This window comes from Bradyrhizobium sp. CCBAU 53421 (genome assembly GCF_015291625.1).
Taxonomy (GTDB): Bacteria; Pseudomonadota; Alphaproteobacteria; order Rhizobiales; family Xanthobacteraceae; genus Bradyrhizobium.
The window spans coordinates 7,060,579-7,086,328 of sequence record NZ_CP030047.1; the positions used below are offsets into that span (position 1 = coordinate 7,060,579).

General features: G+C 61.2%; 27 protein-coding genes and 1 pseudogene. 11 read left to right on the forward strand and 17 right to left on the reverse strand.

All coding sequences use genetic code 11. The features are described 5' to 3' along the window. Positions 1-721 precede the first annotated feature (721 nt). A complete protein-coding gene (locus tag XH92_RS33160) occupies positions 722-1,738 on the forward strand; it encodes an AraC family transcriptional regulator (protein WP_194455899.1) in 1,017 nt (338 codons plus the stop codon). Here the strand turns inward: XH92_RS33160 and XH92_RS43965 are convergent. Further along, the gene (locus XH92_RS43965; RefSeq protein WP_210345491.1) at positions 1,693-2,136 is read right to left on the reverse strand and encodes a GMC oxidoreductase; all 444 of its coding nucleotides are present in this window, start codon (positions 2,134-2,136) and stop codon (positions 1,693-1,695) included. The genes XH92_RS33160 and XH92_RS43965 overlap by 46 nt on opposite strands. Positions 2,137-2,289: 153 nt before the next feature. Next, complete coding sequence (locus tag XH92_RS33170) at positions 2,290-2,691, reverse strand: hypothetical protein (RefSeq protein WP_194455900.1); 402 nt, start codon at positions 2,689-2,691, stop codon at positions 2,290-2,292. A gap of 605 nt (positions 2,692-3,296) precedes the next feature. On the opposite strand from XH92_RS33170, the gene XH92_RS33175 reads away from it, so the two are divergent. The 5 genes from XH92_RS33175 (at position 3,297) to XH92_RS33195 (ending at position 6,527) form a co-directional block, all read left to right on the forward strand. Next, entirely contained in the window at positions 3,297-4,214 is a 918-nt protein-coding gene (locus tag XH92_RS33175; protein WP_194455901.1) for an NADP-dependent oxidoreductase, read from the forward strand. A 188-nt stretch (positions 4,215-4,402) separates the two neighbouring features. Next, positions 4,403-5,038, forward strand: coding sequence for a nitroreductase family protein (locus tag XH92_RS33180; protein ID WP_194455902.1), 636 nt, complete (start codon positions 4,403-4,405; stop codon positions 5,036-5,038). A 34-nt stretch (positions 5,039-5,072) separates the two neighbouring features. After that, complete coding sequence (locus XH92_RS33185) at positions 5,073-5,618, forward strand: carboxymuconolactone decarboxylase family protein (RefSeq protein WP_194455903.1); 546 nt, start codon at positions 5,073-5,075, stop codon at positions 5,616-5,618. 115 nt (positions 5,619-5,733) lie between these two features. Next, positions 5,734-5,883, forward strand: coding sequence for a hypothetical protein (locus XH92_RS33190; protein ID WP_210345492.1), 150 nt, complete (start codon positions 5,734-5,736; stop codon positions 5,881-5,883). Continuing rightward, positions 5,880-6,527 carry an FMN-dependent NADH-azoreductase gene (locus XH92_RS33195; protein WP_194455904.1) on the forward strand — a complete coding sequence of 216 codons (648 nt, stop codon included), beginning with the start codon at positions 5,880-5,882 and terminating at the stop codon, positions 6,525-6,527. Before XH92_RS33190 ends, XH92_RS33195 begins: the two co-directional genes overlap by 4 nt. Before the next feature lie 268 nt (positions 6,528-6,795). On the opposite strand, the gene XH92_RS33200 is transcribed toward XH92_RS33195, so the two are convergent. From XH92_RS33200 to XH92_RS33220, 5 genes are all read right to left on the reverse strand, one after another. Next, positions 6,796-7,254 carry a DUF3788 domain-containing protein gene (locus XH92_RS33200; RefSeq protein ID WP_194455905.1) on the reverse strand — a complete coding sequence of 153 codons (459 nt, stop codon included), beginning with the start codon at positions 7,252-7,254 and terminating at the stop codon, positions 6,796-6,798. A 123-nt stretch (positions 7,255-7,377) separates the two neighbouring features. Next, positions 7,378-7,581 (reverse strand): hypothetical protein, encoded by a 204-nt coding sequence (locus XH92_RS33205; protein WP_194455906.1) that lies wholly within the window; start codon positions 7,579-7,581, stop codon positions 7,378-7,380. 10 nt (positions 7,582-7,591) lie between these two features. Beyond that, positions 7,592-8,167: a cytochrome P460 family protein gene (locus tag XH92_RS33210; RefSeq protein WP_194455907.1), complete on the reverse strand. Its 576-nt coding sequence runs from the start codon at positions 8,165-8,167 to the stop codon at positions 7,592-7,594. Positions 8,168-8,618: 451 nt separating this feature from the next. Further along, on the reverse strand, positions 8,619-9,410 hold the full coding sequence (locus tag XH92_RS33215) for a peroxiredoxin-like family protein (protein WP_246787805.1): 792 nt from the start codon (positions 9,408-9,410) through the stop codon (positions 8,619-8,621). After that, the gene (locus tag XH92_RS33220) at positions 9,407-10,342 is read right to left on the reverse strand and encodes a LysR family transcriptional regulator (RefSeq protein ID WP_194455908.1); all 936 of its coding nucleotides are present in this window, start codon (positions 10,340-10,342) and stop codon (positions 9,407-9,409) included. The genes XH92_RS33215 and XH92_RS33220 overlap by 4 nt, the downstream gene beginning before the upstream one ends. Positions 10,343-10,613: 271 nt before the next feature. On the opposite strand from XH92_RS33220, the gene XH92_RS33225 reads away from it, so the two are divergent. The 3 genes and pseudogenes from XH92_RS33225 to XH92_RS33235 all read left to right on the forward strand — a co-directional run bounded on the left by XH92_RS33225 (position 10,614) and on the right by XH92_RS33235 (position 12,053). Then, entirely contained in the window at positions 10,614-10,892 is a 279-nt protein-coding gene (locus XH92_RS33225; RefSeq protein WP_246788605.1) for a hypothetical protein, read from the forward strand. A gap of 3 nt (positions 10,893-10,895) precedes the next feature. After that, positions 10,896-11,619: pseudogene (locus XH92_RS33230) on the forward strand (SOS response-associated peptidase). 74 nt (positions 11,620-11,693) lie between these two features. Further along, positions 11,694-12,053: a hypothetical protein gene (locus XH92_RS33235; protein WP_246788606.1), complete on the forward strand. Its 360-nt coding sequence runs from the start codon at positions 11,694-11,696 to the stop codon at positions 12,051-12,053. Here the strand turns inward: XH92_RS33235 and XH92_RS33240 are convergent. The 9 genes from XH92_RS33240 to XH92_RS33280 form a co-directional block, all read right to left on the reverse strand. Continuing rightward, entirely contained in the window at positions 11,995-13,344 is a 1,350-nt protein-coding gene (locus XH92_RS33240) for an MFS transporter (protein WP_194455910.1), read from the reverse strand. The genes XH92_RS33235 and XH92_RS33240 overlap by 59 nt on opposite strands. Positions 13,345-13,454: 110 nt before the next feature. Continuing rightward, positions 13,455-14,507 carry a leucyl aminopeptidase gene (locus XH92_RS33245; RefSeq protein WP_194455911.1) on the reverse strand — a complete coding sequence of 351 codons (1,053 nt, stop codon included), beginning with the start codon at positions 14,505-14,507 and terminating at the stop codon, positions 13,455-13,457. A 60-nt stretch (positions 14,508-14,567) separates the two neighbouring features. Continuing rightward, a complete protein-coding gene (locus XH92_RS33250) occupies positions 14,568-15,380 on the reverse strand; it encodes an alpha/beta fold hydrolase (RefSeq protein ID WP_194455912.1) in 813 nt (270 codons plus the stop codon). Continuing rightward, positions 15,377-16,093: an isochorismatase family protein gene (locus XH92_RS33255; protein WP_194455913.1), complete on the reverse strand. Its 717-nt coding sequence runs from the start codon at positions 16,091-16,093 to the stop codon at positions 15,377-15,379. Before XH92_RS33255 ends, XH92_RS33250 begins: the two co-directional genes overlap by 4 nt. Before the next feature lie 32 nt (positions 16,094-16,125). Beyond that, on the reverse strand, positions 16,126-17,337 hold the full coding sequence (locus XH92_RS33260; protein ID WP_194455914.1) for an FAD-dependent monooxygenase: 1,212 nt from the start codon (positions 17,335-17,337) through the stop codon (positions 16,126-16,128). 38 nt (positions 17,338-17,375) lie between these two features. Further along, a complete protein-coding gene (locus XH92_RS33265) occupies positions 17,376-17,843 on the reverse strand; it encodes a (2Fe-2S)-binding protein (RefSeq protein WP_194461532.1) in 468 nt (155 codons plus the stop codon). Beyond that, positions 17,843-18,718, reverse strand: a complete 876-nt coding sequence (locus XH92_RS33270; RefSeq protein WP_194455915.1) for a xanthine dehydrogenase family protein subunit M — start codon at positions 18,716-18,718, stop codon at positions 17,843-17,845. The genes XH92_RS33265 and XH92_RS33270 overlap by 1 nt, the downstream gene beginning before the upstream one ends. 2 nt (positions 18,719-18,720) lie before the next feature. Then, positions 18,721-19,170 carry a CoxG family protein gene (locus tag XH92_RS33275; protein ID WP_194455916.1) on the reverse strand — a complete coding sequence of 150 codons (450 nt, stop codon included), beginning with the start codon at positions 19,168-19,170 and terminating at the stop codon, positions 18,721-18,723. A gap of 2 nt (positions 19,171-19,172) precedes the next feature. After that, positions 19,173-21,431 carry a xanthine dehydrogenase family protein molybdopterin-binding subunit gene (locus XH92_RS33280; protein WP_194455917.1) on the reverse strand — a complete coding sequence of 753 codons (2,259 nt, stop codon included), beginning with the start codon at positions 21,429-21,431 and terminating at the stop codon, positions 19,173-19,175. Between the two features lie 203 nt (positions 21,432-21,634). Between XH92_RS33280 and XH92_RS33285 the strand changes: the two genes are divergently transcribed. Together XH92_RS33285 and XH92_RS33290 are read left to right on the forward strand one after the other, a co-directional pair. Then, entirely contained in the window at positions 21,635-22,183 is a 549-nt protein-coding gene (locus tag XH92_RS33285; RefSeq protein ID WP_246787807.1) for a MarR family winged helix-turn-helix transcriptional regulator, read from the forward strand. 1,271 nt (positions 22,184-23,454) lie between these two features. Beyond that, on the forward strand, positions 23,455-24,318 hold the full coding sequence (locus XH92_RS33290; RefSeq protein WP_246668436.1) for a helix-turn-helix domain-containing protein: 864 nt from the start codon (positions 23,455-23,457) through the stop codon (positions 24,316-24,318). Positions 24,319-24,381: 63 nt separating this feature from the next. Here the strand turns inward: XH92_RS33290 and XH92_RS33295 are convergent, their stop codons facing one another. Beyond that, positions 24,382-25,614, reverse strand: coding sequence for an ABC transporter substrate-binding protein (locus XH92_RS33295; RefSeq protein ID WP_194455918.1), 1,233 nt, complete (start codon positions 25,612-25,614; stop codon positions 24,382-24,384). Positions 25,615-25,750: the final 136 nt, after the last annotated feature.

A 25,750-nucleotide genomic window follows, 5' to 3' on the forward strand; every position in this document is an offset into this window, starting at 1 on the left:
GCTGGGCAACTCGGAAGAAGTGAAATCAAGGCAAGAGTGACAAAATCAAAGAGGCAGCCGACGACAGGGCAGTGATAGCGACGCGGGCATGCAATGACCGCGGGCACCGAGGCGACTGCAGTCGCGAGACCGGTTAATAAGGCACCCGAACGCGGGACAGCGATAGCGACGCCGGCATGCAATGACGGCGGGCCCGCGGACGAGAGCCTCCGGCGAGCGACACAATATATATTGTGCGAGGGATCGAAGCTAAACGGCCGAGACGCCATGCGGCTCGGTTGACAAGAGCCCGATGCGGCAATTGCCGCACACACCTGGATAAACCCGACGATGCTCACAAACGAAGAAATGAAAGCTCGGCTCGCGGGAGACGCTCGGTAGACGCTTTTCGTGCGTCTATAGGTCGCTGAAGTCCTCGTCTTAGTCCTAGCTCATCATCCCCGCGTGTCAGCGTTCCTGACCTACCGACTGCCGTCGCGCCTCTCGATACGGCGTCGGGGGCTCGTTGTCAGCTACCGCGCGATCTGAAGGCGGTTCAGGATCGATCTGCGAGAGTTTCACTTCCATCCCACGGCGTTTTGGTCATGATTGCCTATCGGGTTCGGCACGACAGGCGGTCAATGGTACGAGCGTGCGTGGCGCCGCTCTCGTTGATCCCCTCGGAACGGGCTTCAGAGCACTATCGGCGCCGGTAGCCAGGCAGCAGAAAGCCACCTTAGTCATGCACACGAAAGCGGTTCCAACGCAGACTCCCGTCGGGCGGAACTTTTTTCTGCCCGCGGGCTCAACTGTCAAATTGTCTACAACGGACCTCAACAACCTGATGCAGGCGCTTGATATCGATGTCATCGCGCTGACTGAGGTTCTCGTGCCGCACGGCCATCGGGTCGAAATGGGGATGATTGACGTACCCGGCATTCACTACAATTTGAGTGGTGTGGGACGCATATCGATCAATGGCGGACCAGAGATGCCGTTGAGCCCTCACTTGCTTATCATCGTCCCGCCAAACACTCCGTTCACGATCGAGGTTGACGGTGGAAGTGGCGGCCCACCGAAGCTCATGTCGAGAGACTGCTGGACACGCCAAGACGGTATCCTCCGCGTCGCCGTGCCGAACGAGCAACCCGAAATCGTCCAGATATGCGGATTTTTTAACGCATCCTTCGGTCAGTCCGTGAGGTTGTTCGGAGAACTCCGCGAACCGGTGATCGAGCAGTTCGAGCCTGCTGACCAGATCGATCTGAAGCTTCGCGAGGCCATGGAGGAGCTGCTACAGCAAGAGGTTGGCGCGGGAGCGATGACGGCGTCCTTGTTCAAGCAAATCATCGTCTCGCTGGTGCGACGATCCCTCAAGTCATCCCGGCGGTGGATTGAGCGATTTTCGATACTTACCGACAGGCAGGTCACTCGCGCTTTTGCAGATATGGTGGCGCGGCCAGGAGCCGCTCATACGGTTCAAAGCCTGGCGCATAGCGCGGGGTTGAGCCGTTCGGCGTTCATGGCGCGATTCTCGGACATTTTCGGACGATCCCCGATGGCCATCTTGCGCGACCTGAGAATGCGCCAGGCAGCGATCGATTTGACGACAACGACGATGTCGATCGACGTGGTTGCCCAAAATGCCGGGTACGAGAGCCGTTCAAGTTTCGTGCGCGCTTTTCGAAAGGCGTATGAACGAGATCCGAGCGACTATCGGCAGATAGCCAAAGAGGGCAACGCCCGGAAGGCAATCTGAGAACAAGGTGCCGGCGACGAAATTGACCCATGCTCCCCGCAACGGCGCATGGAGATGTCGCCGGCAACCTCCGCGAGACGGTCAATCAGTCGGTCGATCGTGCCGCGTCGAGCATGGCGCGCAGGAACTTTGCCGCGCAGGTCGCAAAAAGCATCCCGGATATCTCCTCCTGCGCGAGCTCCGGCAAGCGTGTCACGGAGAGTGCAGCCGCCGTCTCTACCGGCTGGCACCACAACTCCCCAGGTCGGCTTCAGATCCTCGACCAGCATCGCTGTGGCGTGAGGCGCGAGCGCCTGGGTCGGGGCGTTGGTATTGCCGCTGGTGATGTTCGGCATGATCGAGGCGTCGATCACCCGAAGGCCATCGACTCCGCGGACCCTGAGCCTTGCGTCGACCACCGCTAACCTGTCCTGTCCAGCTAGGCAGCCGCCAACTGCATTGCACCTTGCAACCTAGTCTCTTCTTCAACTGTCTGACACGAGATAGCGATGAGCGATCCTCCACCTGCCTCGATCCGTCGAGACGCTGCAGGTGGAGGACCGTCGCCGACTTCAAGCTGCTGTGCGCCTGCCCAATCCCGAAGGCGTCGCGACCGGCTCTTCGGGCGCGTTCAGCACCGACGTCGTGAGCAGGACGGCGGCTGCGAGGACCCAGTAGTACCAGGCGTCGAGCCCCGCGAACTTGAAGACAAACGGTGCGATGACAAACACCACCCCGACGACGCGATCGACCCAAAGGTGTAGCCAGTAAGGAATGATGCGGACGAGCCCGGTGGGATGGTCGGTCAGGGCGGCCAACAACAGCGCGGCTACACCGACGACAACCGAAAGCCACATTGCGACTGGTCCACTCTCACCGAGCCGCAGCACGAACGGCGCCGCGATCAAGGCGATCGCGACAGGATAATCGATCAGATAGGCGTGGATGGACTTGGTGATGAATCGGAACGACATCGGTGACTCCTGGGTGTTTGGCTGCTCGAGCGGGTTCTTTCAACAAGGAGAGTGCATCCACCCAAGAGGACCATTGCGGCCGTCCCAGGTGGTACGCACTGCTACAACCGTCACGGGTCAGCCGGTTGGACGAGTAGTACGGTAAGTCCGCACACCAACCATTGGAAATGCCCGGTCGTTATCGTTTCCATTCCCTCGTTCGGCGCCTTGGAAGCGGGTATGGCGACGGTAGTCCAAGCGCCTCGTTTCGGTGTTGGCTATCGAGGTCAGGAAGACTTTGGATCGCCCGGCTTTAACCAGCATCGGCGAGGTGGGCGGACGATTCCTTGCTGGTGCTAGCACGATCCAGCCGACGCGCAGGCCGCCAGATTGGCCTGCTTCCTCGCATTCCAATTCCTTCTCGTATTCTCAGCGCCCAGAGATCATGCCCCTGCGAGTTATTCGCTGTGGTGCAAGCCTGCGTTTGACGCACCGTCATTTTTGCGCCGTGTCGATGGCATCGATTCCATAGCCACAGGTGATTGGACCACCGAAATTCGCGGTCGTATTTTTTCTCGTCTGCAAAGGACTGCAGAAGATGACGACTGCGCACGAGAGGACAGATCATGAAGGCAATTGTCGTAACGGACCAGGCTGCGGGAAAGGCCGGGATGAAGCTGGTCGAGCGGCCCGCGCCGCAGGCAGCGATCAACGACGTCGTCGTTCAGATCCATGCGTCGGGATTCGTCCCGACTGAGCTGGAGTGGCCCTCGACCTGGACCGATCGCCTCGACCATGATCGAACACCGTCGATCCTCGGCCACGAACTGGCCGGAGTGGTCACCGGCGTCGGCTACGGCACGACGGGGTTGTCGGTGGGACAGCGAGTGTTCGGCCTCGCCGACTGGTATCGCGACGGCACCCTGGCGGAGTATGTAGCCATGGAAGCGCGCAACCTTGCGCCGCTGCCCGGCGACGTCGACTTCACGGTGGGCGCGAGTCTGCCAATCTCGGGCCTGACGGCTTGGCAGGGACTTTTCGAGCACGGTCGCTTTCAGGCAGGACAGAGCGTCCTCGCACACGGCGCGGCCGGCGCAGTCGGATCGATGGTGACGCAACTGGCACGATTGGCCGGCGCCCACGTCATCGGCACCGGACGCGCCGCCGATCGTCAGAAGGCACTCGACTTCGGTGCGCAGGAATACGTCGACCTCGAGAACGACGTCCTCGAAGATATCGGCAGAGTCGACCTGGTGTTCGATGTGATCGGCGGTGATATCGGCAAGCGTTCCGCGCGCCTGGTTCGAGCTGGAGGAACACTGGTGTCCATCGTCGGGCCGAGCGAGGCGCGACCGGACGATGGCCTTTCGGTCGACTTCGTTGTTGAGTCCGATCGCGCCCAACTGAGTGAGATCGTCCAGCGGGTGCGGGACGGACGACTCCGGGCGAACATCGGCAACATCGCTGGCCTCGACGATGCCGTTGCCGCTTTCAATTCGACCAACCGGGTCAGCGGCAAGACGATTATCCACGTTCGTCCCTGAGCGACGCGCGCCTCGGATGCCGCAGCAACCAGCGTCCTATCAGGCGCGCGGGTGTGCTGGAGCAGCCTGAGACTACTCATGTTCCGCAACGTGAGATGTCCAACGACCTTCGTCCCTGCAGCATCTCCGGCGCAGAGAGCGAAAGCGCTCGAGTATTTCAATCTGTCCCCTCACGCATAGGAATCACCATGACAAACAGAATCAGCACAACCAACGCCGTCATCGAATGTATCCTGAGCCGCAGCGCTGCCAAGTATTACGACCCTGCATCCACCCTGAGCGACGACGAGATCCGCGAACTGGTGCGCATTGGCACCGCCGCGCCGACATCGTTCCACTTGCAGAACTGGCGCTTCATTGCCGTGCGCTCGCCTGAAGCCAAGACCCGGTTGCGTCCGATCGCCTGGAACCAGCCCGCGATCACCGAAGCCGCCGTCACTTTCATCGTCTGCGGCCAGTTGGCCGACTCCAGCGTAGTACCAGAGCGTCTGGCACCGCTGGTGGAGGCCGGCATCATGCCGGCAAAGATGGTGCCGGAATGGGAAATCCCTGCTCGCGATCTGTACATGGAGTATCCGCAGCGCCAGCGCGACGAGGCGGTTCGCACCGGCACCTTCGGCGCAGCCGCGATGATCTATGCGGCCCGCTCGCTCGGCCTGGGTTCGACGCCGATGATCGGTTTCGATGCCGAAGCGGTACACCGCGAGTTCGGACTGGCCGAGGATGAAGTACCGGTCATGTTGTTGTCCGTAGGAGCCATGCGCCCGGGAAACTGGCCGCAGAAGCCGCGCCGTCCGGTGTCTGAAGTGTTGAATCTCATTTGATCAGTAGCGAAACCAGCAACTTGCGGAGACTATGATGCCTAGAACTGCAGCCTTGAAGCCGGAACAGGTGCCCGCCGAATCGAAACCGACCCTCGATGCGTTCACCAAGAACATCGGGTTCACCCCAAATATGATGGCGACCTTCGCGGCAAGCCCGATCGCGTTCAACTCATGGGCTACCCTGCTCGGCTCCTTGAGCAAGGCGCTCGACGTGAAGACGCGTGACAGCATCGGCCTCGCCGTCTCCGAGGTGAATGGCTGCGATTACTGTCTGACGGTTCACAGCTATACGGCCGATCACATGGCCAGGCTGCCCGCCAATGAAATCATTCTCGCGCGGATGGGCCATGCCAGCGACCCGAAGCGGGACGCCGCCATCCAGTTTGCGCGCAAGGTCATCGAGACACGCGGCAAGGTCAGCGACGCCGATCTGAAAGCCGTCCGCGAGGCCGGCTACACGGATGCGAACGTCATGGAGATCGTCGCACTGGTGGCAATGTACTCGCTGACGAATTTTTTCAATAACGTGTTCGATCCCGAGAAGGACTTTCCTGCCGTTACCCCGGCTGGATCGATCTGAACTCTATCCGGTCGCATCGACAATCTCTGAGGGTTCTCGGAGCGCTTCTGTGATGTGAGCGTAACGCCAGAGCTCGGATGCCCCCAAGGAAACAGCCTGGGGACGCATCCGGGCGGTGCGCAGCCTGATCGGCTTTTTCGAATCGCGCGAGCACGTCGGCTTCGACGGCTTTCTTCACGTGCAAACGTGGCCCGACCGTTGCCTCGCTCGTCCGGCGCTGCAACGTGGACTTGAAGTGACGGGACTGAGCGAGAGAAAAATATGAAGAGTATCCTACATATTGATTGCAGCCCGCGCGCGGAATCCCACAGCCGGCAGCTTTCGGCAGCGATCGTCGAGAAGCTCCTTGAAGTCGCGCCCGGCGCGAGCATCTGCCGACGGGATTTCGGCCCCGCTCCACTGCCGCATGCCGCTCCTGATTACGCCACGACCCTATCGTCGGCGGCAACTTTGGCCGCGCCCCTGAAGGGGTCGCTGGATCTTTCTGAAATGCTCATCCAGGAGATCGAGGCGGCGGATGCGATCGTCATTGGAACGCCCATGCACAACCTCACCGTTCCCTCGGTCCTCAAGGCGTGGATCGACCAGATCTTGCGCGCCGGCCGCACCTTTAAATCGACGCCGGCTGGGAAAGTGGGAAAGCTCCATGATCGCCCGGTGTTCATCGCCATCGCTTCCGGTGGCGTCTTCGCCGGCGACCGGGCCAACCAGCCCGATTTCCTCACGCCGTATCTTGCAACCGTGCTGGGCTCCATTGGCCTGAAAACCCTGCAATTTTTCTCCGTGCAGGCCACCGCGTTTCTTGAGGGAGATAGCGCCACATCAGCGCGGGCAAAGGCGCTCGCGGCGATCGACCTGACGGTCATGAGGAACGTTGCATGTCCCGCGACTGTCGAAGGTGAGCGATGAAGACAGTCTGATCGGCCGCACCGGGCTGATCGGCGCGAAGACTGTCGCCATTGTTCGCCAAGGCAGCCACGACATCATCGCGGCATCGCGCTAAGCTGGCGTCAACACCGTCACCGGAGAAAGGCTCAAAGAAGCCGTGCCTGGCGCGCCGGCGGTGGTCGACGCCGCCAGTGCGCCGTCATTCGACGACAAGGCGCAGAAGCTCTCGGACGAAGCACGCTCAGGGGTCCACTGAAGACCATCACGGCGCGAGCGCGGCGCGGATGTCTCAATCGCGTGATTGTGGAGGAGGACGCTTCAGCCTTAGAAGGTCCGTCACCTCGTGCCGATCGGCCGCGGATGAGACAGTAGCATTCAACCATTTTCCGTCAGGATATGTTCGGGCTTCATCGTAGATCTTGACCAACCGCGAGCTCCACCCGTAACGCCGCGCCTCAAACTTCTCTCGCTCTGCTGCCCCCAAGACCACTTCGACCGAAAACTGTTTGTATTCCGGCAGGAAAGTGCAGAATGCCTTCGACTTCTTGTAACGCAGGGACCAGCCGCGCTTCTTGCCACGATAGAGCCAATCCGGCACGAAAACAGCGGGGTAATATGCCTCGATCCAGTTGCGCAGCTCGGCCCAATGGGCGAACGCCTTCGGCCCGATCCAGTCGCGGACAAATCCGTCATTGGGCGGCGCTGATTTATCGGTGATCCTGTCGCCGATCCGAGGTGATTGTTCCATGCCGGTTTCCTTTATATCGCAACTCTATGTCGTAAGAATCGGAAGACTTGAGCCGCATGATCGGCCGTTCAGCAGCAAACGAGTCCGAACAGGCGGCATGGTCCGTCCCAAGCGGTCGCCGCGTCAGTGCTTGCGCATGAACGCGAGACATTCGGCAAGGCGATATTGACGATCGCGCTTGCGAGGGAGCCTGGACCAGGTCCAACCGAGACACAGAGCATTGCGCAGCGACGCTTCGACGCCGTTAAACTCATCATAGCTTTTCAATCTTCCAGCTTGCCGCACCAGCTCGCGGAATTCGACATTACCTCCGCGAAACTGCGGCACATACGGTCGCCTAATGACGCAGGACGGGATATCCATTCGCATAAATCCAGTCCGAGGCCTGGGCAGGCAGATGGCAACCCTGGCAATCGGAACGGTAGTCTGTCGAGGCGGTTTGGAGCGGCTTGTCCGCGTCGAACCACGACCATCCCCACCCGTCGCCCCACAACGGGTTGCCGAGATGCGTCCCCTTGCTGTCTCTCACCATGACGAACCAGCCCTTGAGCTTGTCGGCGTGGCTTACCGTGCCGGTGGTCATTTCGTTCGTCGATGCCGAGAAGACCTCTTTCACCAGAACGGCGCCGTCCGGGAAGTGCCCCATCTTCCGGTAGGCGTCGACCGCTCCCGGGGATGCGTAGACGGCGTGGATCTCCTTCGAGCCCTGGCCGCCGTCGGCGGCAATCGCCCAGCTGCCGAGCGATTGGTAGAGGGTTCGGTAGTCCGCCGGCACGCGCAGGTGCCCGGCGGCATCCGCAAGGTTGGCGGTTGGGCCAGCCGTAGCAGCTAGCCCGATCTGCGCGAGCGTCGCCACGGTGCCGGCAACCAGCAAGACGGCGACAGCCAGACCGACGGTCCTCGGCAATTTCATGGAGGTCTCCTTTTAAGCTCGCGCGCGGCACGCTGAATCAGCGGCCACGGCTTCGATCACTGTTTCCATCGCTGTGGAGCCAAACGCGTGTGCTCGGCCGGCCTGGTCACCCCAAAGATCGGACACCGCCGACGAAATTAGAAATTCCCTTTGGACATGCATTCGATAGGCGTGAGATATCGTCGTCCAAAGGGGCTGTGGGCCGGCCTTCGGTCCGCCCACCGACACGTCGAGGAGCGCACCGTACTCGACGTGTCGGGCGGCGCAGGAGGACACGAACGGCACTTGGCGATTACCCCGTTCATGTCGCCTCGCAACGCAGCCACGCGCGAGCCTCGATCCGTACCCTGGGCCGCACAACTCTTGTCGCACCTCCGGTTGGACAAGGACGACGCGACCGTCTTCGACCTCGTCGTGGACGACTGCGAACGCGCTTATGCCGAGGGGCATTTCAAGCCGGCTCATCACCCGATTGTCCCGGATGCAGCTTTCCACCCTCCGCCTTCCACGAGGACGTGGAGGCGGCCTGGCGCAGCGAAGCCAGGATTTGCGCCGGGTCCTCCCGTATCGTGAAGTCGGGCTCGACGAACGCGCTCCGAATACGGCCTTCTGCATCGATCACGTAGGTCGCCGGAATGGGCAACATCCAGACCGTTGACCCGTGCCGGGCCCCGAAGTCGAAGCCCAGCCCGGAGTAGTGTGCTTTGGTCTCGTCGGGCACCTGGAACAGCACGCCATACGACATGGCAACGTCGTAATCGACGTCAGAGAGCACCTTTAGGTCCAAGCCCAGGCTCCACTTGAGCTGCCGCGGGAAGTCCCTCGTCTCGGGTGTCACGACCGCAAGCGTCGCCCCGATGCTCTCGAACTCGTCCCTCGCGGCCTGGAGGGCGCAAAGCTCAGCGGTGCAGAAAGGACACCAGCCGCCTCGGAAGAAACTCAGGACGAGGGGTCCGTTGCGGCGCAGCTGTTCGGAGGAGTGCAGACGGCCATCGGCATCCGGCAGGAGGAAGTCTGGCGCGCGGTCTCCCGCCTTCAACGCGTGCGATGCCATGTCCGTTTCGCGGAGCCAGCCCACGAGGTGGTTGTATGCCTCCCAGTCCGCGGCGCTGAACGTTGTCAATAGCTCGATGCGAATCCGGTCGAGTGTCTTGTCAGTCCGGTCTTTCATTGGTGGGGATTCGTTGGACTGCGGAGCGATTGGCTGGAAGCGGGCGGTCGCCGGCATGCGTATCATGGTCATGCGGACGCCCTTGCCACCGTCACGACGGTTTCGTGCGGCACGCCCCGGCCAGGGACGTCGAACGACCAGTCGCGAAGCCGCGCGACCTTGACGAAAGCGTCCAGCGCCGGCGAGTAGCGGCGCCCCTGCACGGCCAGTAGCCGCACCTCCCGCAAGACCGGGTCGCCTTCGAGCGGAATGGTCTTGAGCGTCGGAAGGCACGGCATGTGCTCAGGCGCAAGCATCACGCCGAAGCCAGCGGCAGCCATGTGCTGGAGGTGCAAGTCGTGACCGCTGCAGTGGCCGAGGCGGGGCGGTTCCTCCGGAAAGTATGATCGCTGGATCTTCGGGGCGACGTCGCATTCGGCGCGTTCCAGCAACACGGTCTCACGGAGGTCGTCGATACCGATCGATGGACGGTTTGCGAGCCGGTGTGTCGGCGCGAGAACCGCGACGTAGCGCTCCTCGAACAGCGACCAGCCGTCGATGCGGTCTGGCACTTCCTGCATGTCCCCGACCATTGCGGCGTTGATCTCCCCCTCGAGCAGGAGGTCGACGAGCTTCTCCGCCACCCCCTCGCGCAGCTCGACGTGAAGTCCAGGAACAAACTTTGCGATCTCCGCGATCGGATCGAGAATGAGCGACGCCGAGATAGAGGGGGCGAGACCGATCTTCAGTGGCGCGACGTCCTTGCGTTGGAACTCCTGGGCCCTGCGGCGCACCGCCTCTGCCGAGGCCAGTGTGCGCTCCAGCATCGGAAGGACTTCCTTTCCAAGGTCGGTGAGCTGCGTCAGCTGGCGTTCGCGGTAGATCAACTGGCCGCCGAGCTCCTGCTCGAGCTTCTGTACCGCCTTGGTCAAGGCGGGCTGTGTGACATTGCACTGCTCGGCTGCGCGGGTGAAGTTGAGCGTGGACACCACAGCGAGGAAGTAGCGAACTTGATGAAGCTCCATGGGTCGTTTTCCGATTGTCCATACTGACGAGACGACGTGACGGACACGCCGCCGTCATGGACCTAGATGCAACCTGCATGCACACGTGGAAACGGCTCGGCCTATTGATTTGGACGCGCGGACACGCCTTCTGGAATCTCTGAGGGCCGGGCTGGTGCGCGGCACGGCTGGCGAGAACCGGGATCAGGTCTAGCGGGTTACCGAAGCGCGCGTAGTCGACGGAGGGGAACGAATGGCGGACACAGCGATTCGTCTGTCAGGAGCGACTTCAATGCTGATGACGAGGGAACGAAGGCCGGCGATAAGGACGTTGCGCGGCTGGGCGATCCATGTGCTTCAGGAAGCGAGTGCCATCCGCGAATGCGAGGAGCACGGCTGGATGCAGGATCGCGCCGTCGACCTCGCGGCGATCAAGCATCCGCGAACGACCTTTGTGCATGATCTCGCCAGCCGGCTGCGCTGCCGAAAATGCACGACTGCGAGCCGGCGTCTCTCCGCGACTCTGTTACAACTGGCTGGGCAGCCGCGCCATCCTCGGACCGAACACTGACCGATGTGCAATCTCTACTCGATCACGACCAACCAGGCCGCCATCAGCGCGCTGTTTCGCGTCGTCAACCGATATGTTGGCAATCTGGCGCCGATGCCGGGGGTTTTCCCTGACTACAAGGCTCCGATAGTGCGCAACGGGACCGAGGGCCGCGAGCTCACGGCGGCGCGGTGGGGAATGCCGTCATCGCAGCAGGCCCTGATGGAAGCAACCAGGAAGCGCGCGGCAAAGCTCGAGGCAAAAGGCAAGGCGGTCGATTTCAAGGAATTGCTGCGGATGGAGCCGGACGGCGGCACGACCAATATCCGCAACGTGAAGAGCAAGCATTGGACCAGATGGCTCGGCCCCGAAAGCCGCTGCGTGGTGCCGTTCAACTCCTTCAGCGAGTTCAACAAGGCCGAGGGTGGCGATATCTGGTTCGCGCTCGACGAGAGCCGTCCCCTTGCCTGCTTCGCCCGCATCTGGACCAGTTGGACGTCTGTTCGCAAGGTCAAGGAAGGCGAGACGACCAACGACCTCTACGCGTTCCTGACGACGGAGCCCAATGCGGAGGTCGGCGCCATTCACCCGAAGGCAATGCCGGTGATCCTGACATCGCCGGACGAGGTGGAGGCCTGGATGACGACCTCCAGACGAGGCACTGAAGTTGCAGCGGCCACTTACCGATGGAGCTCTCCAAATCGTCGCCCGCGGCGTCAAGGAAGATACAGCTGGGCTCGGGACGTGACCATCGAGATCGATGACGAACAGGCAATTGCGCCGGTCCGGCAGCGCAAGAACATCCACATCGACATGGACGCTATGCGTCCCGTCGAGCAGCGGGACAATCCAGGCCTCCGCGGCAAGCCGGTCGCCGTTGGAGGGTCCCGCGAACGCGGCGTCGTAACGGCGGCCAGCTATGAAGCCAGAAAGTTCGGAGTTCGTTCGGCCACGCCGTCCGTCACGGCAAAACGACAATGCCCCGATCTGATCTTCGTCAAGCCGCGCTTCGCGGTCTACAAGGCCATCTCGCAGCAGATCCGTGAAATCTTCGCGGAGCACACACCGATCGTCGAGCCCCTGTCACTCGACGAGGCGTACCTCGACGTGTTTCACGAGTGCATCATACGCTCGAGGCCGGCGCAGCCTTCATCGCAGGCTCCGATTCCGCGTCGGCCTTGAAGCCCTTCGCAGACAAATCACGACCGAGAGTTTCGGGAAGCAGAAGAGAAGCCAGAATGAAAGTAGCTGCGGCAGGAAGGGCCACGGCGACCATGCCGTTTAGCAGGCTTCCGCCGAAATGAGCAGCCGCAAGAGGTACGATCACTGGCGCAATGCTGCCAAGGCCGCGACCGCCCATATAGAATGTAGACACCGCCGTCGCGCGCAGGTTGACCGGATAGAGCTCCGAGATCCAGACGCCCGTCACGCCGAGCGCAACGTTGCCAATACCGAAACCGATATAGAGCCAGAACATCGGCCACTCGGTCTTCGAGCCGGCGTAGAGCTGACTTCCCCATACTGCCATGCCAACCAGGGATCCGACCCAAAACAATGCCGGCACGAGAGCACCGAACCGGCGGCCAGCCCTGTCGTTGAAAAAGCCGTTGGCGAGATAGCAGATGCCGCTGACCACGGAAAGAAGCACGGCCGTGGTGCGAACGACGTCGCCCGGCGTGTGCATGTCACGCAGCAACAGCGTCGGAATGAAGGAGACGACGCTGTAGTAGCAAAGCATGTAGCTCATCAGCCACACGCAGGCGGTGACGGTCTGCCGCGCCAGACCGTTGCGGAACATATCTGCAAGGGGAAGAGTGCGGGCAGCCTCCGCAACCTGACCGGCCTTGCGTTGAGCCTCGTACTCCAGCCAGATTTTCGATTCAGGCATGAAGAAGCGGATGAAAATGATCAGCAGGATCGGCACTCCGCCGCTCAGCAGGCCGATGCGCCAGCTCCACTCGTCGCTGAACGTCGCGATAAGCCAGATTCCGACGATCGACGCCGTGGACGATGCAATCACGGCGCAGCCCTGAAGCGCAGCCGCGCCCAGGCCTCGGCTGCCTTTCTTCCAGGCCTCGTTGAAAAGCACCATGCCGACGCCGTACTCGCCGCCAAGACCGATGCCGGTGATGAACCGCAGCACCGCGAGTGACCCGTAATTCCATGCGAATGCGGAAATAATCGCCGCGACCGAGAACAGCGCAATCGTGAGCTGAAGCGAGGTCTTTCGGCCAAGGCGATCACCGATGACGCCGAACAGGGCTCCGCCGATCGCCGATCCGAATAGTGTCAGGGCCTGCAAAGAGCCGATCTCGGTCAACGATAGCGACATTGAGCGCTGGATCGCGGGCAGGAGAAACGGAAAGATCAGGACATCGTAGAAGTCGAGAATGTATCCCAGCATCGCCGAGATCATGATCGAATAGCGTTGCCTGGCCGTGTAATCTTCCACGCCTGAGAGGGTTTTAGACATGCAATGCGTTTCCCGTTGAAAGAGCTAACAGTGGATGATCGTCGCCAAAACGCTTTCCGCGTCATTGGAAGCCGCAACTGCGGCTCCGGGCCCCGGTTCGATGGCGAGGCCTAGCGGCCGGGCGCCCTTAACTCCGGGTAGGCAAACTCGCCCTTGTCGAGGATATGGATATCGTCGAGCCACAGACTGCAGCCGCGAAGCGGGATATCGAGATGACACGGCGTGTCGTTCGTGCCGCCAAGCTCGGTGTTCGGTCCCGTCGAGAACAGAACGTTTCCATAAAAGGAAAGCGCGTTCATGATGTGCTCCGACGCGAGCTGCTGAGATGCAGCTATATGGTGCCAATCGGCGCGTTCATTCGATCCCCACCCGATATGCGAGATTGCCCAACCTCGCGGATCGCCGAAACTGTCGATATAGTTCCTGATGAGCGTCGCGTCGGTGCCCTCGCCCTTGAGATCGACGATGTAACCGTCCTTGATGGTCAGCGTGACCGGAGACTGGATGTAGCGCTTGAATGCACAGAGAATGTCGCCCGGCATCAGAACGACAGTTCCGTTGACGTCCCCATCCGTGGCTTGCGTGAAAGCGAATCCTGACGGGAAATGATCCCAGCGGCCCGGTTCATCGGTGTATCCATACTCGGAAATGACCGGATACTGCTTTAGGCCGTAGGTCACATCTGTTCCGCCCGGCGACGTGATGCGCATGGTTCTGGCTGACTGCAGCAGCGTTCGCGAGAGCTCGGTTCGCCGGCGGAGATCCTCGGTCGGGAACATCTTTTTGAGAATGTGGAACGGCTCCATTACGCGCAGAATGCGTGTGCCTGCCTCCTGAATTTCGAGTTGCTCGCGCGAGAACAGCAGACCCAGAAGATCAATCACCATATCCACGTGCTTGAGCGTGTCGATCGCCGGCCGGTTGCCGCTCAGCGCGTGTCTGCCCTGCTGGCCCGCAACCTTGCTCTGGCCGTACTTTGGAACATTGAGGTGGAAGGTTGTCGCGCCAAGGCTCCGCGCGGCCAGCATGAACGTCTGGGCATACTCCGACTGATCCTCGCCGCCGCTCAGGACAGCTACGACCTCGCCTTCCCTCACCTTGCAAAGTGCAAGTTCAGCCTTGAAGAGTTCGAGCATTTCAACATCGATGCGTTGCCGGGTCATCTTGAGTCATCTCCTTTGCCAGGCATGTATTCGCAGCGCTCCGACCGGGCTATCGAGCGGTCAGGCGAGGACGTCACTGACGATCGAAAGGAAACCTTCCGTGTCGTCGATGTGCATTTGGTGACCTGCGCTCTCCAGTCGCTTGATCTCGATGGACGGCAACAATCTTTGAATCTCTCTTTCATCTTCGGGACGGATGACGTCCCCTTTGCCCGCAACGAGCAGCCAAGTGCGGACGCTGAGGTTGGCGAGATCATTGTGAATGTCATCGTGATGAAAGCCCTTGTGACTTTCGATCAGGGCGCGCTCGTCGCAGGTGTGCATCCACTCGGCCCTGGCGCGAATGTGCCTTTCGGGCCAGCGCGGCGCGGACGGGCTTCGCAGCGCCGCGTCCGCCTCTCCAAGGCTTGCGCTATGAAGCAGCTTGAGAAGAGGCCCGATCGGACTTGGGTAGGCGCGACGTCCGGGGCCGGAGACCGGTGGATCGACCAGGATCAACTGCCTTATGGACGATGGCCGCCAGCGCGCGGCACGAATTCCGATCCGGGCGCCCATGGAGTGGCCGAGCAGGGTATACGCGCATATTTTCAGCGCCTCGGCGAACGAGACCAGATCCGAGGCGCAGGCATCCAGCGAATAATTGAGATGCGGTCCCCTTTCGGAAAGGCCACGTCCCCGGACATCGAGCACATAGACGTCGTGTCCGATGCACAAACGTTCCGCGATGAACGCCCACTGTGCCGCGGTCGTCGAGATGCCCGGAACGATGACGATGGCGGGCCCGGCTCCGCCGAACCGCAGGTAATGTTGGCGGATGCCGTTCGCACGCACATGAGCGCCGTAAAGCAGACCGGATACCGGGGCGACACTCATGTCGGTCGATCCTTGGTACGATCAACCGCAAGCGCGCGGAGCCGCTCGATGGCTGCCCGGGCCGGCATCACATCTGCATACTTGCTGGCAATATCGAACAGGTTGACAGCGTGCGAGGTCGGCGAACGATCGTAGACGGCATCGCTCGGCACGATCGATTTGAAGTTTAGCGCGCACGCATCGACGACCGACGCCCGGACGCAGCCGCTGGTCGTGCAACCGGTCACCACCAGCGAATCGATCCCGGCCCCGACGAGATACGTCGTCAGCGGGGTGCCGAAGAATGCGCTTGCCTGCGTCTTTGGCAGCAGAAGCTCCCCCGGCTCCGGCGCCACCTCACGAACAAAGTCGTAACCCTTGGGCGGAATTTGCATGATGCCCGGAATTTTGGCCGCGAATGCCCCCTGGTCATGGCTGACCTTGCAGGCGACATGCGGAAATATCACCGGCCATCCTCTCCCGCGAAACAACCGTATCAGTTCCGAAATCTGCGTTATGGCCTGCCAACCAGCCTCGCCGCAGCTGGTGGGGTACTGCTTGATCGCTTCGCGGATCGGCATCGGCCGGTCACCGACCGAGCGGTATTGCACGTCAATCACCAGCAGCGCGGGCCGCCTGCCGAATCCAGCCGCGCCACCCAGCCCTGCGATCGCATAGGTCTCGCGCTCTTCGAGCGGTATTACGTCGTCCCAGGGCTGCTCTTTGCCGATCATCGTTGTGCACCGGTGCTCGTGGAGGAGAGACGTCAATGAAGCGGAACGGCGGTCGCGTCGTACTGGTAGATCCAGTCGTAACGAGCGGCTGTGGCTTCCGGCGCCCACTGGGTCCTGATGTAGTCTCCCGCCGTTTCGGCCTTGCACAGCGCCGAGTTGTGGAAGATCGGCAGCATCCCGGCCGCGGACTTCACGACCCTGGTTGTGCGATCCAGGCGCAGGCTCTGGTATGTCTGGAAAGCTCTCGCGAGATCGTCGGGCTGCTGCTCGAAGCAGCGGGCGAGAACGGAGGCGTCCTCCAACGCCATGTTCACTCCCTGACCGAGATATGGCAGCATGGAGTGGCACGCATCTCCAAGAAGCGTGACCCGTCCTTGCGACCAACCGGCCAACGTGGGCCGCACGAACAGGCCCCACTTGTGAAGGCTTTCGACGTTGCTGACGAGCGCGATGATGTCGGGATGCCAGCCCAGGAAGTCCTTCAGGCACTCCTCGACAGATCCTTTCTCCGACCAGGATTCCAGGAGCCAGTCGTTGCGATCGACCTGACCCGAGAACGTCATCAATTCCGTGTTCTGCCAGCGGACCGGATATGCCGTGACATGCGCGGTCGGCCCGATCCATGTCGACACCACGAGCTCGCGCTGATGCGGCTCGAGCCGGTCGACCGGCACAAGACCACGCCAGGCGATTGCGTTGGTGTACTGGCTTTCGATTTGGCCGATAAGCCCGGTTCGGACCTTCGAATGCGAACCGTCGGCGCCGATCAGCGCCCGACCTTCGATCTCACGGCCATCTGCGAACTGCGCCCGAACTCCCTCGTCGCTCTGGCTGAACCCGACAACATGGGCGTTCAGATGGACGGCGTCCGCCTTCAATCGCCGCACACCGTCGACAAGGATATTCAATAGGTGCGCACGCAGCAGAAGGTAGGGTTGGTTACGGGCTGCGTCGGTGCGCTGGTCATACAGGGACCACGTTTCGCCGGTGTTCCAGAGCCGGATGGAACGTCGCTCGGCCGCAATGCAATTCTGTTCGACTTGCTCGGCGAGGCCGAGATCGCGAAGTACACGCACGCCGTTCATGGAGATCCAAAGGCCGGCGCCGACTTCACGCAGCTCGGACGCCTGCTCGAAAACGTCGCAATCGATGCCGCGTCGAAGCAGCGATAACGCCATCGCCAAACCACCGATGCCCGCGCCTGCGATAAGGACGCTCGTTCTTTTGACCTGATCAATGCTCATGATTTCTCCAGAAAGTAGCTGCGCCGCCTCGCGCGGTTTCAAGCGGCATCCTGCCGGCCCGCAAGGCTCTTCACGGCTTCGAAAATCTTGGTGTAACCGGTGCAGCGGCAAAGATTGCCCTCGAGATAGTGCCGGATCTCCGCGTCTGTCGGATGTGGCGTGGTCTTCAAGAGCGCCGTGACCGCCATGATGAACCCAGGCGTGCAAAAGCCGCACTGCAGGCCGCCATGAAGCACGAACGCCTGCTGGATCGGGGAAAGTCCGTCCGGCGGCGTGACACCCTCGATTGTGGTGACCTCGCGCCGCTCCACATCGACCGCGAGCGTCGTGCAGCTCGAGATCGGCTCGCCGTCGAGAAGGACCGTGCAAGCGCCGCACACTTCCATGTCGCAGGAACGTTTCGTTCCCTTCAGGCCCAAACGATCTCTGATTAGGTCGATCAAGAGCATATGGGGCGGGACGTCGACGGCGATCGTCTTGCCGTTCAACGAGAAGGAGATCGCCATCATTTCAGCCAGCTCCCGCCGGCGATGACCGCCTCATCGGCGTTACGCAGAAGAAGCACGCCTGCAAGATGACGCTTGTAATCGGATCCGCCATGCCGATCGGCGTTGACTTCGAGCTGATCCAACGCATCGGGAAGAGCAGTCTCAATCGCCCGACGGGCCTCTGCTACCGCTACGTTTCGGAGGGCACTTTCGACGGCCGGCAAAGGCTGTGGCCGCGAACCAAGCGCACCGGCCCGCACACGGGCACTCTTGATCGTGTTCCCGTCGGCGTTCAGCGACCAGGCCATCGCGACGTTCACGGAAGGCCTCTCACCATGCTTGAACCGACGATAGGTTACGGGTCCCGCTGGCCGCGGGAACACAATTAGTCTCAGCAGCTCGTCAGGTTCGCGCACCGTTTCCATTTCGCTCTGGATGAAATCATCCGCGTGAATTTCACGCGTGCCGCTGGATCCCTCGAGCACCAGCCGTGCGTTGAGGGCAGCGAGCATCGCCGGCGGATCGGCGTGAGGCTCCCCGAAGCAGAGATTGCCGCCGATTGTTCCGACGTTGCGAACCCTGATGTTTGCCACCTCGGCGCAGAGCGATGCGAGCGCCGGCACGTGCTCGCGGATGATCGGATCGCCGCTGATCTTCTTGTGCGTGCAGCGCGCGCCGATCTCGATCTCGTTCACGTCGTTGACGGCGATGCAATCGAGCCCAGGGATACCCTTGATGTCGATGAGGCGGTCTGCCCGGATGACGCGCATTTTCAGCGCGAGCAGCAACTCGGTCCCGCCGGCATAGAACATGCTGTCACCGGAATCGCCGACGGCACGCACGGCGTCGGCAATCGTCGAAGGTCGCTCGAATTGGAAGGGTGACGGCAGCATGATCAGGCCACGCCCAGCATCTCTTTGAGCCGCTTCTCGAACTCTTCGAAGTTCTGATCGACCCGCCGCTTGATGATGCCGAACCCCATGGTCGCAAGCCGGCCCTGCACGTCGACTTTCGCGTCCACGGCAAATGTGGAACCGGTCCCGTCCTGTGTGACGGTCACGTCGAGAACAACCGCCAGCCGCGTTCCTGTGATCTTGTCGCGGCCCGTAGCGCGGGTGCGCACGTGAGACGGCTCGGTGATCGATTCAACGATGATGTCAGCCGGCACTTCGAGCTTGAAAGGACCGATCTTCTGCTTGACGGTTGCTTTGTAGGCTGCAAGCCGCTGGATTTCCTCAACGCTTTCGCACCCGGGAATGCAGCTTGATATGCGTGGAACGTCGAGCAGCGTGCTCCAAAGCTGCGCCGGGGTCGCCGGCACCGCCATTGACATGTTGAATTCCATATTCAGTTCCTCGTCTGTAGCGCGCGCCACACTCTTTCGGGTGTCATTGGCAGATCGGTGATTCGGATGCCGTAGGCGGCGAACAGCGCATTGGCGATCGCCGGTGCGACTGGAAGGATCGCTCCCTCGCCCATTCCTTTGGCGCCGCCAGGCCCCGGCCCGTCGCCGTTTTCGACAAGTATCGTGTCGAACGAGGGCGGTACGTCGGAGATCCGCGGGATCGAATAATCGATCGGCGTCGCGTTGACGGGTTGCCCGTCCTCGAACTCGAGCGCCTCGTAGAGCGCGTGACCGAGCCCCATGACAGCAGCGCCCTCATCCTGACCTTCCGCAGCGAGGCGATTGATCACGCGACCGACGTCGGCGGCACTGGCGTACCGAGGCACGCGGATCTCGCCGGTTTCCTCATCGACCACGATCTCTGCGAGACCCGCGGATGTCTCCCAGAACAGAGGTGACTCCGCCAGGGAGCCGTTCTTCGAACGCGGCGTGATAGCGCCGCGGCCGACGACTTCTCCCGAATCGACACCCAGGCTGCGGTGAAATATCTGATGGAAAGTGAGAACGTCCGAACCAGTCGAAACGCCCCCCTCGACGAGTGACAAGCTGACGCGGGGAAGATCCCAGACCTCGGCAACCATGTCGAGAATCTGATCGGTTGCGTCGAGAGCTGCGCTCTCGACAGAGAGGCCCACGACGACGGTCGAGCGGCTCGCGCCGGTACCCCAGTCGTATGGGGCGACCGCTGTATCGGAGCGCAGGACGGTGACCGCAGACACCTTCTGCTTCAAGGTCTGCGCCGCGATTTGGGCCATCGCCGCGTGCGCACCCTGACCAACCTCGACGCTCGAGACCGAAACGAGGATCGACCCGTCGATCTTGAGACGCACGATCGCGTTGCTGATCGGCGTATTCGCCGGATCGGTTGCGGCAAGCGCCAATCCACGCGTCTTGCGGTTGGAAGGTTTCGCTTCCGGCGCGAACGACCGCGTGACCCGGCCGATCAACTCGCTCATGTCCATGTCGAGCGCGCGCAGATCGGGGCGGATGCGCTCACCACGGGAGGCCAGATTCAGCATGCGGAACTCGGTCGGGTCCAAGCCGATTGCCGCAGCCACATTGTCCATGTGCGATTCCTTGGCCCAAACCGCCTGCGGGCCACCGATTGAGCGGAATGCCGCGCCAGGGACGGTGTTCGTGTAAACCGCACATGCTTCGAGGCGCATGTTCGGCACCGCGTATGGTCCCATGATGCGGTTTGCCGATTTCGTGGCGACTGCTGAGCCCGTGTCCGAATACGCTCCGCCGTCGAGCAGGAGCCTTGCGCTCTTCGCGAGGATCCGTCCGTCGGCATCGACCGCGGTTCGAATCGTGATGTCTGCGCCGAGCCTTCGGCAGGTGAGCATCGAATCGGCCATGGATTGAGCGACCCGAACCGGGCGCCGCACCTTCCAGGACGCGGCGGCGACCAGCGGTTCGATCTTGACGGATGCCTTGCCGCCGAATCCCCCGCCAACGAACGGGACGATCACGCGGACCTTGGCCAGCGCCAGGCCAAACAGCCTGGACAGAACCTTCTGAACCGCGGTCGGCGTCTGCGCACCTGCCCAGACCGTCAGGGAGTCTCCCTGGAAGTCGGCGATGACCGTATGCGGCTCCATCGCGAAATGCGAGATCGCCGGAAAAGTGAAGTAGTCTTCGTGGACGTATGCCGCAACTGCCTCCGCTGCGTCGACATCTCCGACGTTGTTCCTGTATGTGTGGAATATGTTGCTGTTCGAGGTCGGCCTGGCGCCGCCCTTGAAGTAGAAGTCTTCCAGGTTTTCGTGATGCTCATGGATGAGCGGCGCATCCGCCATCATCGCTTCGCGGATGGTCGTTGCATGAGGGAGTTCGTCGTACGCGATGTCGACAAGCTCCGCGGCGGCTTCGGCGATCTCGATGGTCTCAGCGATCACCACGGCGACCGGCTCGCCCACATACCGGACTCGCTCGATTGCCACGATCGGCCGGTCCTTGAGCACAACACCCCAGCAACCGAACGAGGCGACATCCGCTCCGATGAGTACGTCGACGACGCCGGGTACGGACCTGGCCACGCTCGCGTCAATCGACGAGATGCGCGCGTGAGTAGCCGGCGAGCGAACCACAAAGCCGTGCAGCATCCCCGGGATCACGAGGTCGGTAACGTATTCAGCCCGCCCCGTAACCTTCTCGATGAGGTCGGGTCGTACGGCACTTATGCTGTCAGTCACCGACATGTTCGGGTCCGGGGTGCGAGGTCGCCCCGGTGGTCAGAAAGCCTGCGCGGCTCCTCCCAGGGGGCAATCCTCAACCCCTACCCCAATTATCACTCGTATGCAAGCACTACACTCGTATACAAGTGATAATTGCTCCGGCGCACCGGACGGATCAGGCTCCCAGTCACGCAGCATGGATTCTTGGGGTCAACGAATGTACACAAATGATCAACTGGGACTTCCGAGGCCGAGCCATCCAGCTTTGTTCAAGCCGACCCACCGCCAAGTGCCGCAAGAGGACGAAAATCGTGCAACCGAAAACCAAGACGGCTCCGACGGAGAAGCCGAAAGAGGCCGCACATTACAGGTTGGACGATGCACCAGGATTCCTGTTGCGCGTCGCGCTCCGTACCCACACATCGATCTTTGTCGCGAAAATGATCGACGAACTGACCCCACCCCAATTCTCGACGTTGGCAAAACTGAGGGAAGTCGGATCATGTTCTCAAAATCACCTGGGACGACTGATCCACTATGATTCAGCAACGATCACTGGCGTCATCAATCGCCTCAAATCGCGCGGGCTGATCAAGAGCTCCAAGGATCCTTTGGACCCACGACGACGGCAGATCGAATTAACGGACAAAGGGAGGCGGACTGCGGACGCTGCGATCGAGACCATTGGTGAGATTTCCGGCGAGACATTCGCCCCTTTGACGAGGGAAGAATTTCGGACTCTGACCGAGATCCTCAAGAAAATCATACGACGCTGAGCCCACGGCGCTGAGCCGGCCGACAAGCGGCTCCCCCTAATCGCTTCGACCGATGCCAAGCGAAAAAATGGCCCGGCGCGAGCCGGGCCAAGGCCAGGGAGGGAACGAAGGAAGTGGATCCTTCGAAAACGTCGAACGCGGATCTCGATCGAAGACAGCCCAACGAACGATCTCAGCGACAGAACTATCCGGTATGCCGCCCGGCATTTTGTGCTGAAGAAGGCGGAACTGCGCTAGTTTCCGGCATCTTCGCGTGACAAGGTCGGGATAAGCCGCATCGGCGGGCGCCATGCTGCATGGACCGGAGGCCAGTCGGTCCCTAGCCGATGACGACACGATCACAACAATTGATGGAGCCCATCACTGGCCATCTACCGAATGCCGGCTTTCGTCGCACGATCGATCGACGCCGTTTCCTGAGCGGCTATCCCGCGCGTCTGCGCAGGGCGCGGACAATCTTTGTCCTGAAGCGCGCGAGATCAAACAGCAATCTGGGTGCTCTCCTGATCCCAATCGCCTTACCCACGATCGCGAGGCGCAGAACGCGGACCAATCTAGCCAGGCCCAATTCCATGAAGGCCTGCCGGACATGTGGTTGGTCGGCGATCGAAAGCATATTGTTCGCTACGACGATGGACGATCTGAGCTCGGGTTTCTTCTGCAGAACAAAGTCTCGGCATGCCGCCGCGAACTCCTGCTCCTGAGCGCTCAAGGATATGCTGAAGACAGTTCGATTATGCTCCGCCATATTCAATCGCCCCCGAACGATCGCCCGGCGCGGCCTTCCGTCTTTCGAGCTCACAGCCTGTGCGGCCTGGCTTTCGCCTTCCAATCGGCAACACGTCCGTGCCGGCTTTCTGCGAAATTGTTCCTTGGTAGCATTGGGGGTCGCGGCATTTTCTGGCGAAAACCCTTGCGGACAACCGTGAAAGCGCGATCGGTGGAGTCGATTGACGCAGCAACCCGGCATTTTCTACCATCGGGGCGGTACCCGGTCAGTCGCCCTGAGACGCGTCTTGTCGCAGCAGCTTCCTGCGTTGAGCCTTCCGGCTGCTTTCCCCATCGCGGAGCCCGGCGATGAGCAGCCGTGACCGTCACCAAGATCCTCCGGGAAGGGACGAGGCTAACCCGCAGGATCAGATTCTTGCATCCTCGCATTACTTTTCGGTGACGAGCATTTCCCGGAGCGCTATCGTCACCCGGAATCCAGGCGCGCCCCTTATCTCCGCCTCCTGAGTTGCGGGAGCCGTAGCCAATAACGAGCGAATTCGATGAGCATGTTATCCACGTCCGAAATGGATCCTGGCTTTGCTAGAATGAATTTGCCCGAGCTTCGGATCAACTACGATCCGATTGATCCGGATCAGTTCGATCGGCCGATCACCTCATTCTGCATCGAAACCGGCGAAGACAACGACGAGCTTCCGCTCCACTCACACAAGAAAGGGCAACTCGTTGTCGCTTCACATGGATCGGTGATGTGTCGTGCCCCCGGCGGACTATGGATCGTTCCGCCACAGGGTGCCGTGTGGATACCGGCCGGCGTCATGCACAGCAATTGCGTCTCGGACAATGGCAAGGTCTACGTCGTCTTCATCGATCCGCAGGCGAGTACGCTTCCGAGCACGTGCTGCACATTCACGATATCATCGCTCGTCCGTGAACTGATCCATCGGCTCTCCGTCTTTCCTCCCCTGTATCCGGTCGACGGGCCGACCAGCCGGCTCGGACGCGTGCTGCTCGACGAATTGGTGCAGATGTCCACCGAACAGATGTACTTGCCCATCTCCACCGACAGCCGACTTCAGCATCTCGCGGCATCGCTGCTCAATGACCCCGGCGATCGCAGCACGATCGACGAACTAGCGACCAGATATGCGATGAGTGTCCGGACCTTCGCCCGCCTGGTGCTGAAGGAAACCGGGATGACGTTCGGACGCTGGCGACAGCGCCTTCACATCCTCGTCGCGCTGCAGAGGCTGTCTGCGGGATCTTCCGTTCAGGCCGTCTCGCTCGATCTGGGCTATGAGACCCCCAGCGCCTTCATAACCATGTTCAAGAAGGCAATGGGCAAGAGCCCGCGCCGCTTTCTTGCCGAGCGATCCAGTTTCGTAGGCCGTGAGCCCTTGGCTTGAAGACCTTCGCCCGGGAGCCCTGGCCCCAACATCGCCCGCTGGGGCCGCAGCTCGCGGCGTCTCCTATCGCGAGTTGAATGGGACGAGAGGGTATTGGAGCGCAGCTTCGGCGACCGACTGCGGCGCCACCACGCGAGGCTTCCCGTTCTGCCCTTGAAGGATGGTCACGTCGCTTCCCATATTCTGGCCATTGGCGTCGAACTTGATCTTGCCGCTGGACATCAGGATAGGCGTCATGTCCGTTCCTTTAAGCGCGGCGTGGATCGCAGCGGACTCGGAAGAACCGGCGCGGCTTACGGCGTCCGCAACAATCTGAACAGCTTCGAAGGCACACCCTGAATTCCCGTCGACCCAGTCATTTGGATAATCGGACGCAAATCGCTTCAAGATCGCCGCGGCGTCGGGCGCCTTCGGATTGTACCACAGGGTCGAGAGTATCGCGCCGTCACCGTACTTGCCCAACGCGTCATAGTACGCCTTGTCCTGCGCGCCATTCGAGTTGGGTGAGAAGATCATTTTGGGATTCCACCCCTGCTTGGTGCATTCCCGAATGATCATGATGGCATCGTTGACACGCGTGACGGAGACCAACGCGTCCGCGCCTGACGCTTTGGCTTTTGCAACCTCGACCGAGAGATCCTTGGCTCTTTCATCGTATGGAATATACTCGGCAATCCTGAGAGGCACTTCGACCTCCTTCCAGGCCTGATCGATGCTCGCCGCGGTCGACTGTCCCATCGTATTGTTGAGGTGCATGACGACGGCGCTTGTTGGAGCGTCCTTGATCGAGGACAGGATGGACTTCAGCTCCATGAGGGACTTCCTGACGATTGTCAGGGACGTCGGGTAATACCTGAACACCTCGGTGAATCCTTGAGAGGTCACCTGGGTCGCGCTCGCGATGTGAACGACCATAGGCACTTTTGCGGCTTCTGCGGCCTGAAGCGCGGAGATGGTTGCTCCGGAATCCCACGCGCCGATAAGTACCGTGCACCCCTGCCTGATCAGGTTCTCGGCGGCAATCCGTCCGTTTTCCGGCCGGCTTTGCGTGTCCGCATGGATGATTTGCAGCTCTATACCGAACTTCTCCTTTGCGAACTTCGCACCCACATCGATGCCGCGTACGCAAGCCTGCCCCGGAAACGCCAGGACGCCACTGCTCGGATTGATTGCGCCGACGCGGACCTTGGCCGGGGTGGTCGCTCTTGACCGCCACGATGCGAACCCGACGGCGGCGCCAATTCCGCTACCGATCAAGGACCGGCGGGTCAAACCGCTTTCGCTGTGCTTTCTCATGTAGTTCCCCCTTTGGTTGGCTGCAAGAATAATGATGCGGTCTGATAGCGCTCACAGAACAGTCAGGCGCTATCGCGCCAGGGACGTGTACTCGCGCCCCGGCGCTTCACGAGATCCGCCGCCCGCGTGATTTGGC

Excerpts from the sequence above, each read along its gene's own strand:
- XH92_RS33160 (WP_194455899.1), top strand. The coding sequence starts at position 722 with ATGCACACGAAAGCGGTTCCAACGCAGACTCCCGTCGGGCGGAACTTT.
- XH92_RS33170 (WP_194455900.1), bottom strand. The coding sequence starts at position 2,691 with ATGTCGTTCCGATTCATCACCAAGTCCATCCACGCCTATCTGATCGAT.
- XH92_RS33175 (WP_194455901.1), top strand. The coding sequence starts at position 3,297 with ATGAAGGCAATTGTCGTAACGGACCAGGCTGCGGGAAAGGCCGGGATG.
- XH92_RS33180 (WP_194455902.1), top strand. The coding sequence starts at position 4,403 with ATGACAAACAGAATCAGCACAACCAACGCCGTCATCGAATGTATCCTG.
- XH92_RS33185 (WP_194455903.1), top strand. The coding sequence starts at position 5,073 with ATGCCTAGAACTGCAGCCTTGAAGCCGGAACAGGTGCCCGCCGAATCG.
- XH92_RS33195 (WP_194455904.1), top strand. The coding sequence starts at position 5,880 with ATGAAGAGTATCCTACATATTGATTGCAGCCCGCGCGCGGAATCCCAC.
- XH92_RS33200 (WP_194455905.1), bottom strand. The coding sequence starts at position 7,254 with ATGGAACAATCACCTCGGATCGGCGACAGGATCACCGATAAATCAGCG.
- XH92_RS33210 (WP_194455907.1), bottom strand. The coding sequence starts at position 8,167 with ATGAAATTGCCGAGGACCGTCGGTCTGGCTGTCGCCGTCTTGCTGGTT.
- XH92_RS33215 (WP_246787805.1), bottom strand. The coding sequence starts at position 9,410 with ATGACCATGATACGCATGCCGGCGACCGCCCGCTTCCAGCCAATCGCT.
- XH92_RS33220 (WP_194455908.1), bottom strand. The coding sequence starts at position 10,342 with ATGGAGCTTCATCAAGTTCGCTACTTCCTCGCTGTGGTGTCCACGCTC.
- XH92_RS33225 (WP_246788605.1), top strand. The coding sequence starts at position 10,614 with ATGCTGATGACGAGGGAACGAAGGCCGGCGATAAGGACGTTGCGCGGC.
- XH92_RS33235 (WP_246788606.1), top strand. The coding sequence starts at position 11,694 with ATGCGTCCCGTCGAGCAGCGGGACAATCCAGGCCTCCGCGGCAAGCCG.
- XH92_RS33240 (WP_194455910.1), bottom strand. The coding sequence starts at position 13,344 with ATGTCTAAAACCCTCTCAGGCGTGGAAGATTACACGGCCAGGCAACGC.
- XH92_RS33245 (WP_194455911.1), bottom strand. The coding sequence starts at position 14,507 with ATGACCCGGCAACGCATCGATGTTGAAATGCTCGAACTCTTCAAGGCT.
- XH92_RS33250 (WP_194455912.1), bottom strand. The coding sequence starts at position 15,380 with ATGAGTGTCGCCCCGGTATCCGGTCTGCTTTACGGCGCTCATGTGCGT.
- XH92_RS33255 (WP_194455913.1), bottom strand. The coding sequence starts at position 16,093 with ATGATCGGCAAAGAGCAGCCCTGGGACGACGTAATACCGCTCGAAGAG.
- XH92_RS33260 (WP_194455914.1), bottom strand. The coding sequence starts at position 17,337 with ATGAGCATTGATCAGGTCAAAAGAACGAGCGTCCTTATCGCAGGCGCG.
- XH92_RS33265 (WP_194461532.1), bottom strand. The coding sequence starts at position 17,843 with ATGGCGATCTCCTTCTCGTTGAACGGCAAGACGATCGCCGTCGACGTC.
- XH92_RS33270 (WP_194455915.1), bottom strand. The coding sequence starts at position 18,718 with ATGCTGCCGTCACCCTTCCAATTCGAGCGACCTTCGACGATTGCCGAC.
- XH92_RS33275 (WP_194455916.1), bottom strand. The coding sequence starts at position 19,170 with ATGGAATTCAACATGTCAATGGCGGTGCCGGCGACCCCGGCGCAGCTT.
- XH92_RS33280 (WP_194455917.1), bottom strand. The coding sequence starts at position 21,431 with ATGTCGGTGACTGACAGCATAAGTGCCGTACGACCCGACCTCATCGAG.
- XH92_RS33285 (WP_246787807.1), top strand. The coding sequence starts at position 21,635 with ATGATCAACTGGGACTTCCGAGGCCGAGCCATCCAGCTTTGTTCAAGC.
- XH92_RS33290 (WP_246668436.1), top strand. The coding sequence starts at position 23,455 with ATGAGCATGTTATCCACGTCCGAAATGGATCCTGGCTTTGCTAGAATG.
- XH92_RS33295 (WP_194455918.1), bottom strand. The coding sequence starts at position 25,614 with ATGAGAAAGCACAGCGAAAGCGGTTTGACCCGCCGGTCCTTGATCGGT.